This window comes from Lacinutrix sp. MEBiC02595 (genome assembly GCF_053601555.1).
In genome coordinates this window covers 190,749-209,799 of the sequence record NZ_JBSHNU010000201.1, presented here as the reverse complement: position 1 = coordinate 209,799, position 19,051 = coordinate 190,749, and the positions used below count along the sequence as shown (strand labels likewise).

Sequence of the window (19,051 nt, the reverse complement as noted above, 5' to 3'; positions counted from 1 at the left end):
CTTTTTTTTATAAAATTAGAAACTTATTCTAACAAAATCCAATCCCATAAATTAACATTTCAGTAATTAAATACATCATAATTATGCATTTCGTCGAATAAATTTGCGCTTTAAAGATGTTTCGTCTATATTTGTAACCTTAATTATTTAGTCCCAAACTAAAATTAATCTACTTATGAAAAATATTACTTTACTAGGTAAGCTATATCTGCTTTTATCCTTACTTGCTACTACTTTAACGTTCGCTCAAGTTACTATTGCTGACCACACTTTTGGTGGTGGCTTGGAAGGTTGGACAGATGGAGGTTCCCGCGCTGGTAGAAACTATAATGCTAGTAGCTGTACCAATTATGGTGCTATTTATACCTTTTATGATTATTATTCTGACACTAGCTCAAAAATGACTTCTCCTAATTATGACTTCTCACCATATACAGATATTACTATTTCTTTTTGTAATGTGAATAGTGGTAATCAAGAAAATGGAGATGGTTATGATTTACAATATTATGATGGTTCTGCTTGGACAACATTAAGACAGTTTAGAAAAGGGACAGATTATAATAATGCGAGAACTTCTTTTAGTGTTAGTATAGATAGCGGTAGCTACACTTTTTCCAACAATTCTGCTATTCGATTTATTGGTAGATGTAATCAAACAAATGAATGGGCTGTGTGGGATGATATTCTTATTGAAGGAACTGGAGGGACACCTAGTTATTGTGCTTCTAATGGAAACAGTACTGCGTATGAATATATTGATAATGTAACCTTAAACACTATTAATAATAATTCAGGTGCTGGTACAACTAGTACTGGTTATTCGAATTTTACCGGCATTTCTACTACTCTAAATACCGGAAACACATATACTATTAATGTAAGTCAAATTGGATCTGATAGTGAAAATTATTATGCTTGGATTGATTTTAACCAAAATTCCGATTTCACGGATGCTGGAGAACAAATACTTATTCAAAATACTAACGGAGTAGCAACAGCTACGTTTACCGTTCCTCCAACAGCCAGCATTGGAGCAACAAGAATGCGAGTTAGTATGAGTTATTATGGTTATAATAACCCATGTGGTTCTTTCAATTTCGGTGAAGTAGAAGATTACACCATAAATGTAATAGCCTCTTCTCCACAACCAGAAATCAATATTACAGGTAATGGTAACACTATTAATGATGGAGATACTACGCCTGTAGTCACAGACGACACAGAGTTTGGCTCTGTGGGAACAGGTGCTACTTCCGATCACACATTTACGATTCATAATACAGGAACGTTACCTTTAAATTTAACTGGAGGTACTCCTTTAGTAGATATAACAGGTAATGCAGCATTTACCATCGTAACGCAACCTGGAGGAAATACGATTGCTGCTGGTAGTAGTAGAACTTTTGTAGTACGCTTTGCTCCTACTGTTGGAGGTACGGTTACGGCAAACATTTCTATTGCTAATAATGATAGTAATGAAAACCCTTATAATTTTAGAATACGAGGTACTGGAGATGCTCCGGAACCAGAAATTAGCATTACAGGTAATGGTAACACCATCAATGATGGAGATACTACGCCTTCCACCACAGATAACACAGAATTTGGAGACACCTTTGTAGGAAACACAAGAGTACGTACCTATACTATTCAAAATACAGGAACGGCTACTTTAAACATTAGCTCCGTAACAAGTAGTAATGGTATATTTACCATTTTAACTCCACCAGCAACTACAGTAGCAGTCGGTTCATCTACTACATTTACAGTACAATTTGCTCCAACAGCAGCTGGAACAGTTACTTCGGTAATAACCGTAAATAATAATGATAGTAATGAAAATCCGTACACATTTACGGTACTAGGAGCAGCAAACAGTGTTCCTCCATTATATACTGCCTATTATGAGAATTTTGATGCTAATAATGGGGCTTGGACAAATGTAACCACAACCAATGATTCTTGGGTTTGGACAGATAGTTTTACCACTACAGATGAAATGGCTGAAGGTTCTTTCTGGAGAAATTCAAGCTATGCGAATTATAACAACAATACCGATATTGAAATACAAAGTCCGATTATTAATTTATCCGGATTAAAAGATTTAAAATTTAGTATAGATCTTAAATACAACACCCAGAACAATACCGATGGTATGCGTATTTTATATTCTATTAATAATGGCGCTTTTACAACACTAGGTTCTAGTGGCGACGGTACAAAATGGTATCAAGATAATGTTAGCGCATTAGGTTCTGATGGTTGGAATGATGATGGCCATACAGCTACTCCTGCGTTTGATCCACATAGTCAATTTGAAAGAGCATCTATAGAGTTATCTAACGCTACGTTTTCAAACATAGCTAATGTTAGATTTAGAGTCCAATTTAGATCCGATGCTAGTAGTACTAAAGAAGGTGTTGCATTTGACAATGTTTTAATTGAAGCAAACCCGATTTCGGCATTATCTGATGCTTCTATTGCTCCTGCCAATATTACGAATAACTTAAGGTTATGGTTAAAATCTAATGTTGGTATTACAGCAACCGATGGAAACAAATTAACAAACTGGGAAGATCAAGCTTATGATACCACTTTAGATAAAGAGGATGCCTATGCTTCTACTACTTTAGCTCCTACTTTTAGAGATAATGGTAGTCGCAATATGAATTACAACCCTGTTGCCGATTTTAATCATAACAACTTAGAATACATGCAAGGGAAAGGTGGTTATTTTGCTCAAGATTACTATGCTGTTTTTAGAAGTGATGATGAGATAGCTACAGATACTGGTGATTTATCACCAGGAAGAGAATTTGTTATTGGAGGTCGTTTCTCTGACGAAGCATATCACGAAGATGCTACAGGTTTAGGAATGGGAAGTACTTCTGCAAGATATGATAATGAAATCCTATCCCATACCATTAGTTCCTTTCCACAATCAGGTTCACCAAATGAAACCTCTTACGGACGATCGTATTCTACAACTTCTGACACGTATAGCAATCACCCGTTAATTGTAAATGTGAAAACAAATGCAGCTGGTACTTCTACCGAAATTTATAAAAACGGAAAACGTATTGATAATACCACTGGAAAAGCGGGTAACAACGCCGATTTAAATTTTAATGAATTCAATAACTTACAATATTTATTAGGAGTAGGAAGAAGTAGCCTTGCAGGAAGAACATCTTCACAAATGAACGGAATGATTACCGAAATCATATCGTATACCTCGCCTAATTCTGCTATTAATCAACAAAAAATACAAAGTTATTTAGCGGTAAAATACGGAGTAACATTACAAGACGACACAAGTACCTTATCAGATCATCGCTTAAACGATGCAAATTACATAGACTCTCAAGGTAATGTGATTTGGAATACAAGTACTAATTCTGGTCATAATTATGATATCGCAGGAATTGGTCGTGATGACGCTTCACTATTAGATCAAAGACAATCCAGAAGTCAAAATGATGAAGCAGATGGTACCGGACCAACAAGTGGTTTCCTTACCATGGCACTTACAAGTACCCATGAAACCAATAAAGAAAACATTGCAAACACTACCGCTTTAGCAAATAGACAATTTTTAATGTGGGGTAATAATAATGCAGATATTCTTGGAGCTCCAATGAACATTACCGTAGACATGAGTGCTGCTATTGCTGATGCTTCTTTAACAACAGAAGTTAGCTTTACTGCTATTCCTCGTATTTGGAAAGTAGTGGAAGTTAATGGCGATATTCCTAAAGTGGAAGTTTCCATACCTGTAAGTACTGTTCGAACGGCTACGCCACCAGATGGAAATTATTTAATGTTTATATCGCAAACCGGTGTTTTCGACCCTACGGCAGATTATAGAGTAATGAAAGAAGTAGGCGGTAAATTATATGCTGAATATGATTTTGATGGTACCGAATATATCACCTTTGGATGGGCACCAGAACGTACTTTTCAACGTTCTATATACTTCGACTCTGCAGATCAAAACTATATAGATATAGATGATAATTTAGATTTAAGTGCATCCGGATTTACCGTATCTGCTTGGGTTAATAAAAAATCTGGATCGAATAATACCTCTATACTTTCAAAAAGAAACGAAGAAGGCTTTTTATTAGGATATACAGAAGGCTATGATTTTAGAATAAATAATACAGGAAGATTTAATGTTTCCTGGTTTAATTCCTCAGGCGCTAAGCAATCCTTAACTTCGTCTGTTGCAATCCCGAATAACGAATGGCATCAATTAGCTGTCATTTACAATGGCACAAGAGCAACCTTATACATTGATGGTGTTGCAGATACTTCAGCAAATAGAAGCGCTCCTGCTAATACAGACCATTCGTTCTTTATAGGTGCCGCTGCCAAAGAGAATCCTGAGCGTTTCTTTAATGGTAATATTGATGAAGTTCGTGTTTGGAATACCGCTTTAACAGCAAACCAATTGCGATTTATTATGAATCAAGAAATTGAAGACAATGCTAGTTTTTCTTCTGGAAAATACTTTTTAGATAATGGTATCCATCCTACTAAAGATGATATTGCCGTAATTCCTTGGAATGATTTAGAAGGATACTACCCAATGTCAACATATACCTATACAAATACAAAAGATAATTCTGGAAAAGGACATCAAGGTGCTCTTAAAAATTTAAGAACCGTAGATCACCAAACTGCTCCACTTCCTTATATATCCACTGCAAATGGGGATTGGAATACCAATGCAACTTGGTTAAATGGAAATCTACAAACCATTCCAGGAACTGCTTCTATTGTAGATAACACAAAAACGATAGACTGGAATATTGTAGTAACAAATCATAACGTTACTATGAATAATACTAGTTTGCCTAGTGCAAATAATGAAAACAGATCGGTATTAGGTTTATTTGTAGATGCAAACAAACTTACTATTAATGGAGATAATGCTTCTAGTACAGGTAACGGTTTAACGGTTTCGCATTACTTAAATTTAGATGGAAAAATAGATTTACAAGGAGAATCACAACTTATTCAAACAGAAGATAGTGATCTTAATGTTACTAGTGCTGGTACTCTTGAAAAAGACCAACAAGGTACCGAAGATTATTTCACGTATAACTATTGGTCTTCTCCTGTTGGAGTTAGTAACACCACATCGAATAATAACAGCTATACCTTAAATGATAACATATTTAAAGATGGTTCTAATCCGCTTGCTCCGGTTAATATGAATTTTGTATCGGGCTATAATGGTTCTAATGGTACTCCGATTGGTATTGCTAATTACTGGATTTGGAAATTTAATAATAGAACTTCTGAAGATTATGCCTCTTGGCAACATATTAGAAATACCGGAACCTTATTTCCTGGTGAAGGATTTACCATGAAAGGTGTTGCAAATACTAGCGGAAATCTAAGTTTACAACAAAACTATACCGTAGAAGGAAAACCTAATAATGGAAATATTACACTTCCTATTAATGCCGGTAATGATTACTTAATTGGTAATCCATATGCTTCTTCCGTAGATGCAGACACCTTTATTTTAGCGAATACCAATACCACTGGTGCCATATACTACTGGGAACATTTTGGTGGTGGTACGCACAACACCATAGAATATCAAGGTGGATACGCAGTGTATAATCTATCTGGTGGTACTCCAGCACTTCAATATGACTACGTTACTGGTGGTACAGATGCTTCTGGAGGTACTGGTGTAAAAGAACCTGGTAGATATATTCCTGTTGCTCAAGGATTCTTCGTTATTGGTAATACAACAGGTACTATTAATTTTGATAACAACCAACGCGTTTTCACAAAAGAAGGTACTTCTTCTGTTTTCATAAGAAGCAGCGCAACAGCATCTAACAGAGAAAATGTGACTACGGAAGTCGATAATAGATTAAAAATGAGATTAAGCTTTAACGCTTCCAATACCTATAAAAGACAATTATTAGTTACTAGAGATGCTTCTGCTACAGATTTAGTGGACTTTGGTTTTGATGCGATAAATAAAGATAATCAAGCGAATGATATGTTCTGGATGATAGAAGATGAAAAATTTATTATTCAAGGTACTAATGCTATTGACGAATCTGTTGTTCTTCCGTTAGGAATAAAAATTAGTAACACTGGAATCCATACTTTTAAAATTGATGCTCTTATTAATTTCCCAGAAGATTTACAAGTATACTTGCATGATAAGACCTTAGATCTATACCATAACTTGCGTAATACAGAGTATTCTTTAACGGTAGCTGCTGGTGAATATTTAGATCGTTTTGAAGTTACTTTTACCGATCAAGAATTAAGTATCGAAGAAGTGGAAACAAATAATGTGGATGTGTATTTTGCTAACGATATAGAGAGCATGGTTATAAACAACCCTAGAAACATTCAAATAGACCAAGCTTCTATTATTAATATAGTAGGACAAGAAGTATATAGTTATGACGATATTATCGATACAAACTATATAGCACTTAAAGCTAAAGACCTAAGTGCTGGTACGTATATTATCCGCTTAAAAACAGAAATTGGTGAAATTTCTAAAAAGGTTTTAGTTAAATAATAGATACCTAATCTACCATACAAGCAACTAACTTTGTAAAAGCCTAAAACTTTATGTTTTAGGCTTTTTTATGCATTAAAAGCGCAAATCTTGCAGCTTTCCATTAAAGGTTTTTCACTGCTTATTTTGTTAAAAAATGCATTTCATCGTATTTTTTATGCGTTTCATAGAGCTGTTAGGGATATTTTCTTATATTTGGAACAGAATAAACCTATAAAAGAATCTATTCATGAAAACAACATTACTATTTATCAGTGCTTTTTTATACATACACCTACTTGCCGCACAAAACCCAATAACCAATAATGCCGAATGGACAGTTAGTAACATAACTCCAGATCATGAATTAGAGTATCCAAATACAATCGTCTATGGTCCCGATGGTAATTTATGGATTACAGAAAGAACAGGAAAAAAAGTAGTAAAAGTGAGTCCGAATAATGGTATGAACACCAAATCTACCATGTTGGATTTAACTTCGGTAGTATCGCAAAATTTTGGACAAGACGGATTAATGGGAATGGCAGTGCATCCAGAATTATACACCAATATTAATACCTCCAATAACTATGTGTATTTAGCGTATACGTATAACAATGGAAGTCTAAAATTAAGAATTGAACGCTATACCTATAATACGACTAATGGAAAATTAGATAGTGGAAGTGCTACTACCCTTTTTGAAGACTTAGACGCAGGAAATGATCATAACTCTGGGAAACTTAAAATTGGTCCCGATTTAAAATTGTACTATACCGCTGGAGATAATGGCGCAAATCAATTTAATAATAGATGTAACCCAATTAGATCTCAATTTTTACCAACGCAAACAGAAGTAAACAACGAGAATTACTACAGCTATCAAGGAAAAATTTTAAGGTTTAATCTAGATGGAACTATTCCTTCTGACAATCCATTCCTTAATGGTGTACAAAGTCATATCTATTCTCTAGGCCATAGAAATCCGCAAGGAATCGTTTTTGGATCTAACGGTAAATTATATTCTTCAGAACATGGACCAAATACAGATGATGAATTAAATATCATTGCATCTGGTAAAAATTATGGTTGGCCAGAAATTGCTGGATACTATGATGATATGGCGTATCGATATTGCAATACCTCTGCAATATCAGGATGTACTACAAGTACTTCTTGTGATAACCAATCGGGAATACCAGAATCAACATCAGGTATGCCAGCAAACTTTCAAGCACCTATTGGAACGTATAACAGTACTGCAGCTATACAACCTACAGGAAGCTGGTTAACATGGCCAACTATTGGTCCGGCAAGTATAGATATTTATGAAGGCGGATTAATTCCTAATTGGGGAACTTCTCTTTTAATTCCTGCGTTAAAAAAAGGAACTATTTATAGAGCCAAATTAAATGCTGCTGGTGATGCTTTGGTTCCAATAGATGGAGGATCGCAATATTATGAAGAATTTCATTCCGATGATACTAGATTTAGAGATGTTATAGCTGCGCCAGATGGCATTACATTCTTTGCCATTACAGATAATAGTGGAGGTACTTCTGGGCCTTCAGGTAACCAATCGGTAACCACTTATGAAACTCCTGGAGTTATTGTCAAAATTAGATATACAGGACAAACCCTTGGAACAGAAACAATAAGTCTACAAAATAGTTTTTCCTTATTCCCTAACCCTACTACCAATAGCTTTAAGTTAAAATTTACAACTACTAAGCTTAGTAAAGTATCCATAAAAGTTATAGACATTCAAGGACGAATAGTGCATCAAGTCAGTAATATTTCCAGTAATGATACGGTGAACACAAGTTCATTATCTAGTGGTTTATACTTTATTAAAATATATAACTCCCAATGCAATGAAATAGCTTCCAAAAAGCTAATCAAAAAATAATACAGCATTACAATCGCTCATAAATGAAATATTCAAAGTATTTACTTGAAAAAAGCAATAACTAATGCATTTCATCGATTTTATTTGCATTTCATAGAATTAAAAATTACATTTGATTAGCTATTAAAATTTAGTCCCAAACTAAACTTAACCAATCATGAAAAATATCACTTTTTCACTAAAACTTTGTGTCTTAGTATTTTGTATACATTTCACATCTGAAACTGCTGCGCAAGTAACAATTTCAAATGATAACTTCAATGCCAACAACTGGGGAATATGGAATGATGGTGGTGACCATTGTAGAATACTAAATAATGCACCAATAAATGGAACCAGAGCTGTTGAGCTAAGAAATGCTAGCACAGATCCAACAGACACCAATACTTCCATGACTACAAATAATATCAATTTAATACCTTATGGATCTGCAACTATCTCTTTCGATTTCAGAACTAAAGATTTTTGGTGGGGATTAGACTTTTGGGTACAATATTCAGAAGATGGAGGAAGTACGTGGACAACGATTAAAAAATATGCTAAAATTACGGACTTTGCTAGTGACAATGTAAATTACCCAGCATCTTTAGACTTAAGTTATAACGACTATACCTTTTCAGCAAATTCTAAATTTAGAATTCGTTGTGATGCCACTAATGATAATAATAGAGTAGTATATATTGATAATGTTAAAATTGTTGGACATCCAAAAGCTCCAGATATCGATGTTAGAGGAAACACCTACTCTATTCCTGATGGGGATACTACACCACGTATTACAGATAACACCAACTATGGAAGTGCAAACTCTGGCATAACCATTACAAGATCTTTTTCTATACACAATATTGGATCTGCAAATTTAAATATTTCAGGGATTTCTATTTCTAATACCACTGACTTTGCCATTGTGGGCTCCCCTTATGCTACTTCCATAGCTATAAATGGTTCCACAACATTTTCCATTAAATATAATGCCTTAAGTGCAGGAAGTAAATCTACTACTGTGACCATAAACAATAACGACAGTGATGCATCTTCTTATCAGTTTTTGATCATCGCTAAATCGGAAGAAAATTTTTATGATAGCGATGGCGATGGTATTTATGATAGTATAGATATCGATGACGATAATGATGGAATTACAGATGCTGAAGAACAGGCTGCTTGTCAAAATTCAACTATTTCAATTACTGCTAATTATAAATTTTTACATGAAACTTTTGGTTCTGGAAACACTAGAACCACCATTAATACAACCTATGATGCAGAAACTACCTATTGTTATGAACCAGGCACAGTAGGAACAAATACTATAGATTGCCCAGATGCTAATAAAGTAGATTTAAATGATGGTAAATATGTAGTGTATCACAAAGCCACCAATGGCGATGGTACAGACCAAACTCCGGTAAATGAAGTAGCAAGTTGGTCCGATGATTTTTGGTACACCGGAGAAGATCATACTCCTGGAGATAGCAATGGAAGAATGGCAATGTTCAACGCTTCCTTTGATCCGGGATTATTTTACACCGCTTCTATTAAAGGTTCCTTACCTAACACACCAGTAACTTATAGTTTTTGGGTACTAAATTTAGATCGATCAGATGCGCCAAATATAGGATCCAGGCTAAGACCTAATATTTTAGTAGAATTTAGAGATGTAAATAATAATGTTTTACAATCTATTACTACTGGAGATATCCCTCCTTCTATAGTTGGAAATCCAGCAGCAAGTTGGCACCAATTTACTGCCGATTTAACTTTTGCGGTTAGTGAATTTAATGTGTTTTTTATTAATAATGAACTTGGTGGTTTAGGTAATGACCTTGCTATTGATGATATTACAATTAGCCAAACTTTATGCGATACCGATAGTGATGGTGTTGCTGATGTTTTCGATTTAGATTCCGATAATGACGGTATCCCTGATGTTGTAGAGGCTGGGTTAGGTAACTTTAGCGGTGCAAGTGCGACCTTAACAGGTGCAGCGACTTGGCTGGATCTTAATGGTAACGGAATGCATGATTTGGTAGAAGGCAATATTACTTTAGATTCCGACAATGATGGTACTCCTAACTTTTTGGATTTAGATTCCGATAATGACTCTATTTTTGATGTCGATGAATCTGGTGCTGGAAATTCAGGTAAACCAAACTACCAAAATGGGGATGGTGATATTGATGGTGATGGTGTTGGTGATGGATTAGATACAGATGAAGTTAGACCTACAGACTTAGATTCCGATGGAACACTAGAGTATTACACAGATGGTATTTTAGATATTTATGACGCTTATAATGGTGGTACTTTTAATTCCGCTTACGGAAACACCAATCAAGGAAATGGTAATTTCTACTACGTTTTGGATACAGATAATGACGGTATTCCAGATTATATGGATACGACTTCAGATGGTGCTACTTATGATATTTCACATACCTTATACGCAGATTTAGATGCAGATAACGATGGAGTTATTGATGATACAAATGATGCGGAAGGTGACGGACTTGTAGATCTTTTTGATACAGACGATAGTGCTTTTGGCTCTCCAAGAGATATACATAAAAAACTATTACTTTTCTTTGATGGAAGAAATGATTACATAGAAGATGCCGAAATGTTAAGCGGTAAACAAAATGTATCTATCATGGGATGGGTGAAAATAGATCCTTCATTTACTGGAGGCGCAATAATTTTTGGACAATCTAATATAGAAATTGAAATTCAAGATTATTCCGAACCAAGAGTATATGCCATAGTTAACGGAACAACTATTTCTAATAACCCAATAACAAATCCTATAGTAAAAAACCAATGGTGTCATCTTGCTGCTGTTTTTGACGGCACAAGCAATAGTTTAAAATTATATTTAAACGGATTAGAAATTGCAAACACTACAAGTGCCGATAGCTCATTAGACAATAATACCTACAAATTCACAATGGGTAGGGCTGCAAATTTCTATGATGTAGATACGTATTTTAAAGGATCACTAGATGAAGTACGAATTTTTGATAAATCCCTTTCCGAAAACGAATTACAAAAAATAGTATATCAAGAAATTGAAAATAATACCTCTACTATTAGAGGAAGTGTGATTCCTAAAGACATTACTAATTTTATGGATGAAAGTACTATTCATCCATTGCCATGGAACTCTTTATTACGCTATTATAGATTAGATCAGTTTAAAGGAGACATTACAGACAATTTAACAACACCTGCTATAGATACTGGGACTGGAGCAAAATTATATAATATTAAAATTATTGATTACCAAACTGCTCCTATGCCTTTTATCACACAACGAAGTGGTGATTTAGCTACCGCTGTAGATATTCCAGAAGATGGTGTTAATGGAAATGATGCCATCATGTACGACTGGTCCATTGTTAAAATAAGACATAATAATGTTACCACAGCCGATGAAAACAAACACCTAGGAATCTTTATTGATGAATTAGATGCTAGCGCAAACCCTGTTATATTAAAAATCAATAACAACTCTGGTTTATCTATAAATTGGTATTTAAAATTAGACGGTATCATTGACTTAGTTGGAGAATCACAATTAATTCAAGGACCCGAAAGTGAATTAGACATTACCAGTAAAGGTGCCATAGAAAAGGATCAACAAGGTACTCAAGATTATTATACCTATAATTATTGGTCTTCTCCTGTCGGAATTAGAAATACCACTTCCAATAATAATAGTTATACTTTAAATGACAACCTATTTAAAGATGGAACAAATCCGCTATTACCTTCCAATATAAATTTTGTATCTGGTTATAACGGTTCCAATGGTTCTCCTATTAGTATTGCTGATTATTGGATTTGGAAATTTAGTAACCGAGCGTCCGACGATTACGCATCATGGCAACATGTAAGAAATACAGGAACCTTATTTGCTGGTGAAGGATTTACAATGAAAGGAGTTACAAACACTAGTAATAACGTAGCTTTAAAACAAAACTATACCATTCTTGGAAAACCAAACAATGGGGATATTTCACTTCCTATAAACGCTGGTAATGATTATCTTGTTGGTAACCCATATCCATCTGCCATAGATGCCGAAAAATTTATTCTAGACAACGGACCTACTATTTCGGGTACTGGTAATACTACTGGAACACTATATTTTTGGGAACATTGGGGTGGCGGATCTCACATTCTTGCAGAATACCAAGGTGGATATGCAACCTATAATCTTTCTGGCGGAACACCATCTGCGTCCCTAGGAACTAGTGATCCAGATGTAAGTACTGGTGGCACTCCAACCAAAATACCAGGTAAATATATTCCGGTTGCGCAAGGATTCTTTGTCACTGGAGAAGCTACAGGTACAGTTAAATTTAAAAATAGCCAACGTGTTTTCCAAAAAGAAGGTGCTAGTTCTGTATTTGTTCGTACCGAAGAAAACTCCGCAGCGATTACAAATGCCGACAACGGCGATAACAGAATAAAACTACGTCTTGGTTTTAATTCTGTAAATACCATTCACAGACAATTACTAATTACAGCAGATGAAAGAGCTTCTGTAGATTATGATTGGGGTTTTGATGCTAAAAGTTTAGATGATCAAATGGATGATATGTTTTGGATGATTGCTACAGATAAGTATTTAATTCAAGGTATTGACCAAATACATGAAGCTACAGTATTACCTATTGGTATACATACTAAAAATGCAGGAATTAATACAATAACCATAGACCATTTAGTAAACTTCCCAGAAGATTTACAAATTTATGTTCATGATATAGATTTAAACCTATACCACAATTTAAGAACTAGTGATTATGCAATTAGTTTACCCGCAGGAGAGCATTTAAACCGTTTTGAAATTACTTTTACCAATCAAACTTTAAGTATAGAAGAAGTGGAAACAAATAATGTAGCCGTGTATTTTGCTAACGATATAGAGAGCATGGTTATAAACAACCCTACAAACATTCAAATAGACCAAGCTTCTATTATTAATATAGTAGGACAAGAAGTATATAGTTATGATGATATTATCGATACAAACTATATAGCACTTAAAGCTAAAGATCTAAGTGCTGGTACATATATTATCCGCTTAAAAACAGAAATTGGTGAAATTTCTAAAAAGGTTTTAGTTAAATAATAGATCCCTAATCTACTATTAGCTTTCACTAAACGTTGTTAAAACCCAAAATGTATTGTTTTGGGTTTTTTTATGCATGATACTTTCCCTAATCTATTGAAATACGACAAACATCCAAGCTTTAGCACTTTTTAAAACTGATTATAGCCGATACAAAAAACGAGCTTAATAAACGTAAAACACTATATTTCAAGATACTTCTCTCTAAAACGATGCGGTTAATCCTAAAAACGTGCACCTTTTATCGGTATATCGGGTTTATAAGTTAGTTATGGTCTTTATTTTTTATCCCTTTCCATACGTCCTAAATTCACATGCCAATTATAGGCAACCTAAACACGAATTAAAAATGATACCGATGAAGACGTACTCCATTAAAGCATCTATGCTCCTATTTTTATTTCTTTTTTTATCGCAAAGCGGAACTTGTCAAAATAACACGGATGCCGACGATAGAATGAAAATTCGTTTGGGGTTTACTTCTTCCAATAGTCTACACAGACAAATATTAGTAACGGTAGATAGCAATGCAACACCAGGCGTTGATTTTGGCTATGATGCTGAAAATTTTGAAAATCATGTGGACGATATGTACTGGATGATTGAAAATAGAAGATTTCTAATTCAAGGTATAAATACAATTAATGCTACTACTACCCTACCTATAGGATTACATACAGGTGCAACTGGAATGAATATTATCTCTATAGAAGGTTTGGTTAATGTTCCTGAAGATTTAGAAATTGGGCTTTTAGACACAGAAACAAATACGTATTACGATATGAAACAAACTTCTAGCGTTTCTATTCATTTAACAGCTGGTGCATATGTAAACCGCTTTACATTAAAATTTGCGAATGAAACTATTAATGACTCTTTAAACGAAGAAGAAGAAGAAGAAGAAGAAGAAGAAATTAGTGCTCTGGATGAAAACATTACCGATACGGAAAATGAAGCGGAAGTAAAAAATACAGGAATACAACTACGTTACATCAATAGCATTAAAAGTATTTCCATAAAAAATATAAGAGAACAAAACATAAAACATGTTAATGTATATAACATGAACGGAAAACTAATAACCGCATTTCATAATATAAATGCCATAGACCAAACGCTTATTCAAACCTATAATATAAACCCCGGTAATTATATATTATTACTTACTTCCGATGTAGGAAGTACGTCTAAAAAAATATCCGTCCAATAATTTCGTCTTTATTAAGCATTAAAAACGTCATTAAGCATAGCATTTTTAATTTTTCTATCCATTAATCTAATACTAACAATGGCATGAATAATTAACAAATACATGCTAGCTATTAATATTAGTTACCTCCCACTTAAACCATGTCGTTAATCCAAGAAATTTGCACCTTTTTTCAGTATATCGAGTTTTTGAGTTAGTTACAGTATTTTTTTCACTAACACGTTATTCCGTCCTAAATTTGACCCAAGATTAACACTCAAGTCCCTCCATGAGTTCTAACAAACCCTACTTATGAAGAACTTTACTATTAAAACATCCCTACTAGCATTCTCCTTACTTTTTTTATCCAATACTCTATTTTCTCAAAATAATTCGGATGAAGACAACAGAATGAAAATTCGTTTAGGGTATACCACAGAAAACATATATAGACAAATATTAGTAACTGTAGATGATAATACTACAGCAGGAATTGATTTAGGTTACGATTCTGGAAACTACCAACATCTAGCAGATGATATGTACTGGATGATTGAAGATAGACAATTTTTAATTCAAGGTATCAATGTCATTGATGCGACTACTACATTGCCTCTAGGATTACACACAGCAACAGGTGGTAACAACACCATATCTATTGAGGGATTAGAAAATGTTCCTGAAGATTTAGAAATTGGTGTTTTAGACACAGAAACAGACATATTTTATAATATAAAAGAAACGTTAAGCTTTTCTATAGATCTGCCAGCTGGTGAATACTTAACTCGTTTTGAGCTAAAGTTTTCAAATAGCAATACCGAGGAAGCTAATTCAGGAAATAGTGAAAGCATAAACGATCAAGAATTAGGGATCCATGAGGTTACAGATAATTCGGTAATGGAATTACATTATTATAACAACATAAAAAGTATTTCCATTAAAAACATAGGGAATCAAAATATTAAAGCGGTAAAAATATATAGTCTTTCTGGACAACAAATAACCGTGTTTAATAACATAAACGCAGTAGATCAAGCCGTAATTCAAACAAACAACTTAAGTGCTGGAAATTACATTTTAATGGTAACTACAGATTTAGGAAGCATGTCTAAAAAAGTATCTGTAAGATAATTTAGATATTTCATAAGTATTAAAAAACCCGAAGCATAAATATGTTTCGGGTTTTTTATTTTATTTATGTTCTAATGCAGCAATTAGGAAGCAGTCTTTATATACGCTATTAAATCTTCTAACGAAACTTTTACCTGATCTCCAGAAACCATGTTTTTTATGGTATACGTATTCGCATGCATTTCTTCGGTACCAACTAAACACACAAAAGGAATACTACGCTTATTGGCATGATTCATTTGCTTTTTCATGTGTTTTCCGTTTGTGATTTTATCTGGATACAATTCGGCATTTACACCTTGATTTCTTAATTCTTTTATTGCTTTTAAGCAGAATAAAGCTTCATCATCCCCAAAATTAATAAAGAGGATATCTACCGATTTACTTACCGTTTCCGGAAACAATTCAAGTTCCTCTATAACTAGATAGATTCTATCTAATCCAAAACTAATACCAACACCACTCACATCTTTAAGTCCGAAAATCCCGGTAAGATCATCATAACGACCTCCGCCACCAATAGAACCCATTTTTACGTTTTCTGGTGCCGAAACTTCAAAAATGGCTCCGGTATAATAATTTAAACCACGTGCTAAAGTAACGTCCAGTTGTAATTTAGCCGTTTCCAGTCCTAAAGCTTGAATCCCATTATTTATAAACTCTAATTCTTCAATACCTTTTGTTCCTTCTTCGGAAGTATTAAGAATTCCTTTTAAACTTTCTATCTGACTTTCAAAATCACCAGTCAAACTAAACAAAGGCTGCAATTTATCTATGCCGCTTTGTGCAATACCTTTACCTAGCATTTCTTCTTTTACCTTCTCCTCTCCTATTTTATCTAGCTTATCTAAAGCAACCGTAAAGTCGATAAGTTTATCGCTAGCGCCAATAACTTCGGCAATACCAGAAAGTATTTTTCGGTTATTAATTTTAATGGTAACACCTTCTAATTTCAAAGCAGAAAAAACAGCGTCGTATAATTGAATAAATTCTATTTCCTGAAATAAAGAGGTAGAACCAACTACATCTGCATCACATTGAAAAAACTCTCTAAATCTTCCTTTTTGAGGTCTGTCTGCACGCCAAACCGGTTGTATTTGATAGCGTTTAAACGGAAACTCAATCTCGTTTTGGTGTTGCACCACGTATCTTGCAAAAGGTACGGTAAGATCATACCGAAGTGCTTTTTCAGAGATTTTAGAAGTTGTTTTAGTAGAATCCTTTGTTACATAAAGTGCATCATCGACTTTCGATAAATAATCGCCAGAATTCAAAATCTTAAAAATAAGTCGATCGCCTTCTTCGCCATACTTTCCCATTAAAGTATCACTATTTTCAAAGCTTGGTGTTTCAATAGGTTGAAAACCAAATCGCTGAAAATTCGTTTTAATTACATCAAAAATATAATTACGTTTTGCTACTTGTTCTGGATTAAAATCTCTGGTACCCTTAGGAATGCTTGGTTTTTGTGCCATGTGTAACTTCCTGCGAAGGCAGGAATCTTTTTTATTAAGTTAATTAAAATCAAACATTATAAAGAAACAACGTGTTGTGTTTTATACAATATCTATTTTTATAAAAATTCTTAAATTTATGATGGATTCCTGCTTTCGCAGGAATGACAAATTAATTCTACTCCCGCAAAAATATCATAATTTTTAAAGAGAGTCATAATTATACCAAATCAATTTTAATATAAAGCATATTTATTTTGAAGATTATTTAGTATTTATAGTAACTTTATCCTGTTTTAGTAGTCTTATAAAAAAACAACCACCACAAACCATGTTTGGATTAGTTAGAGAAAATATAAATATTGCTTTCGATTCTATTAAAAGCCAATTACTACGTACTATTTTAACCGTTTTAATTATCGCCATTGGTATTACTGCGCTTGTTGGTATTTTAAGTGCTGTTTCTGCGCTTGAGAACACCATCTCCAGTGATTTTTCATCCATGGGTTCTAATACTTTTAATTTACAACGCTATGAGTTTACTACCCAACGTAGAGGTCGTGGTGAAGAACGAAAAGTCAACCCAATAATTAGCTATAGAAACGTAAAGGAGTTTGAAGAGAATTATGAATTTCCTGGTACAAAAACGTCCCTTTCTTTTACAGGAACGCGTGGTGCTGAGGTAAAATATGAAAATAATAAAACCGATCCAGAAGTTACTATAATTGGTGCTAACGAGCATTTTATACAAAATTCTGGTTTAAAATTAGATGCAGGAAGAGAGCTCAATTTCTTTGATGTAAAAAACAATAGCAACCATTGTATTATTGGAAGCGATTTAAATAAAGCCTTATTTGAAAACGTGAATCCAATTGGTAAAACCATTAGCGTTAGAGGTGTAAAATTCACAGTAATTGGTACGCTAGAATCTAAAGGTGCCACTTTTGGAAACAACCAAGATTTGCGCGTTATTATACCTATTCAAAACGCTCGTTCTATTTTTACCTTACCAAATATCAATTATGATATTAGTATTATGGTAGAAAACAAAGAAATGATGGAAGGCGCACAAGACCAAGCGATACTTACCTTTAGAAACATTCGTGGTTTGAATCCTGTGGAAGAAAATAATTTCGGATTAGAACGTAGTGACGATTTAATCAATAAAATTGGATCGATAACAGTCTATTTAGAATATGCCGCTTGGATTATTAGTATTATAACCATTCTAGGATCATCGATTGCACTTATGAATATTCTTTTTGTTTCGGTAACCGAAAGAACTAGAGAAATTGGTGTCCGTAAAGCATTAGGTGCAAAACGAAAAACAATTGCCTTTCAGTTTTTTATGGAAGCGTTAATCATTGGACAATTAGGCGGTATCTTAGGAATTATCTTTGGTGTACTCATTGGTTTATTAGTCGCCACCCTTGCCGATTTTCAATTTACAACGCCTTGGTTTGCGATGTTTAGTGCCTTTGCCATCGCCTTTTTAGTTGCGGTAGTTTCAGGGTTAATGCCAGCGCTTAAGGCTGCAAAACTAGATCCTATTGAATCTTTACGATATGAGTAAATAAGCAAACAAAAAGCTACACTATGATAGACCTTTGCCATCTGCAGGGAGTAGCGGTGGAATAAAACAAAGTTGGCAACTGTTCGGGTTCCTATATCTATAAAAAGC

At 34.1% G+C, this 19,051-nt stretch carries 7 protein-coding genes; 6 read left to right on the top strand and 1 reads right to left on the bottom strand.

Annotated elements, in window-relative coordinates; translation table 11 throughout:
- Positions 1-175: 175 nt before the first annotated feature.
- The 5 genes from ACVCZW_RS07270 (at position 176) to ACVCZW_RS07250 (ending at position 15,916) form a co-directional block, all read left to right on the top strand.
- Complete coding sequence (locus ACVCZW_RS07270; protein ID WP_452232052.1) at positions 176-6,568, top strand: choice-of-anchor D domain-containing protein; 6,393 nt, start codon at positions 176-178, stop codon at positions 6,566-6,568.
- A gap of 229 nt (positions 6,569-6,797) precedes the next feature.
- Entirely contained in the window at positions 6,798-8,456 is a 1,659-nt protein-coding gene (locus tag ACVCZW_RS07265; RefSeq protein ID WP_452232051.1) for a PQQ-dependent sugar dehydrogenase, read from the top strand.
- A 157-nt stretch (positions 8,457-8,613) separates the two neighbouring features.
- Positions 8,614-13,596, top strand: a complete 4,983-nt coding sequence (locus ACVCZW_RS07260) for a LamG-like jellyroll fold domain-containing protein (protein WP_452232050.1) — start codon at positions 8,614-8,616, stop codon at positions 13,594-13,596.
- A 358-nt stretch (positions 13,597-13,954) separates the two neighbouring features.
- The gene (locus ACVCZW_RS07255) at positions 13,955-14,806 is read left to right on the top strand and encodes a T9SS type A sorting domain-containing protein (protein WP_452232049.1); all 852 of its coding nucleotides are present in this window, start codon (positions 13,955-13,957) and stop codon (positions 14,804-14,806) included.
- Positions 14,807-15,097: 291 nt separating this feature from the next.
- A complete protein-coding gene (locus ACVCZW_RS07250; protein ID WP_452228435.1) occupies positions 15,098-15,916 on the top strand; it encodes a T9SS type A sorting domain-containing protein in 819 nt (272 codons plus the stop codon).
- Between the two features lie 83 nt (positions 15,917-15,999).
- Here the strand turns inward: ACVCZW_RS07250 and hisS are convergent, their stop codons facing one another.
- Positions 16,000-17,391 (bottom strand): histidine--tRNA ligase, encoded by a 1,392-nt coding sequence (gene hisS / locus ACVCZW_RS07245; RefSeq protein WP_452228434.1) that lies wholly within the window; start codon positions 17,389-17,391, stop codon positions 16,000-16,002.
- A gap of 310 nt (positions 17,392-17,701) precedes the next feature.
- Between hisS and ACVCZW_RS07240 the strand changes: the two genes are divergently transcribed.
- Positions 17,702-18,943, top strand: a complete 1,242-nt coding sequence (locus ACVCZW_RS07240) for an ABC transporter permease (protein WP_452228433.1) — start codon at positions 17,702-17,704, stop codon at positions 18,941-18,943.
- Positions 18,944-19,051 lie beyond the last annotated feature (108 nt).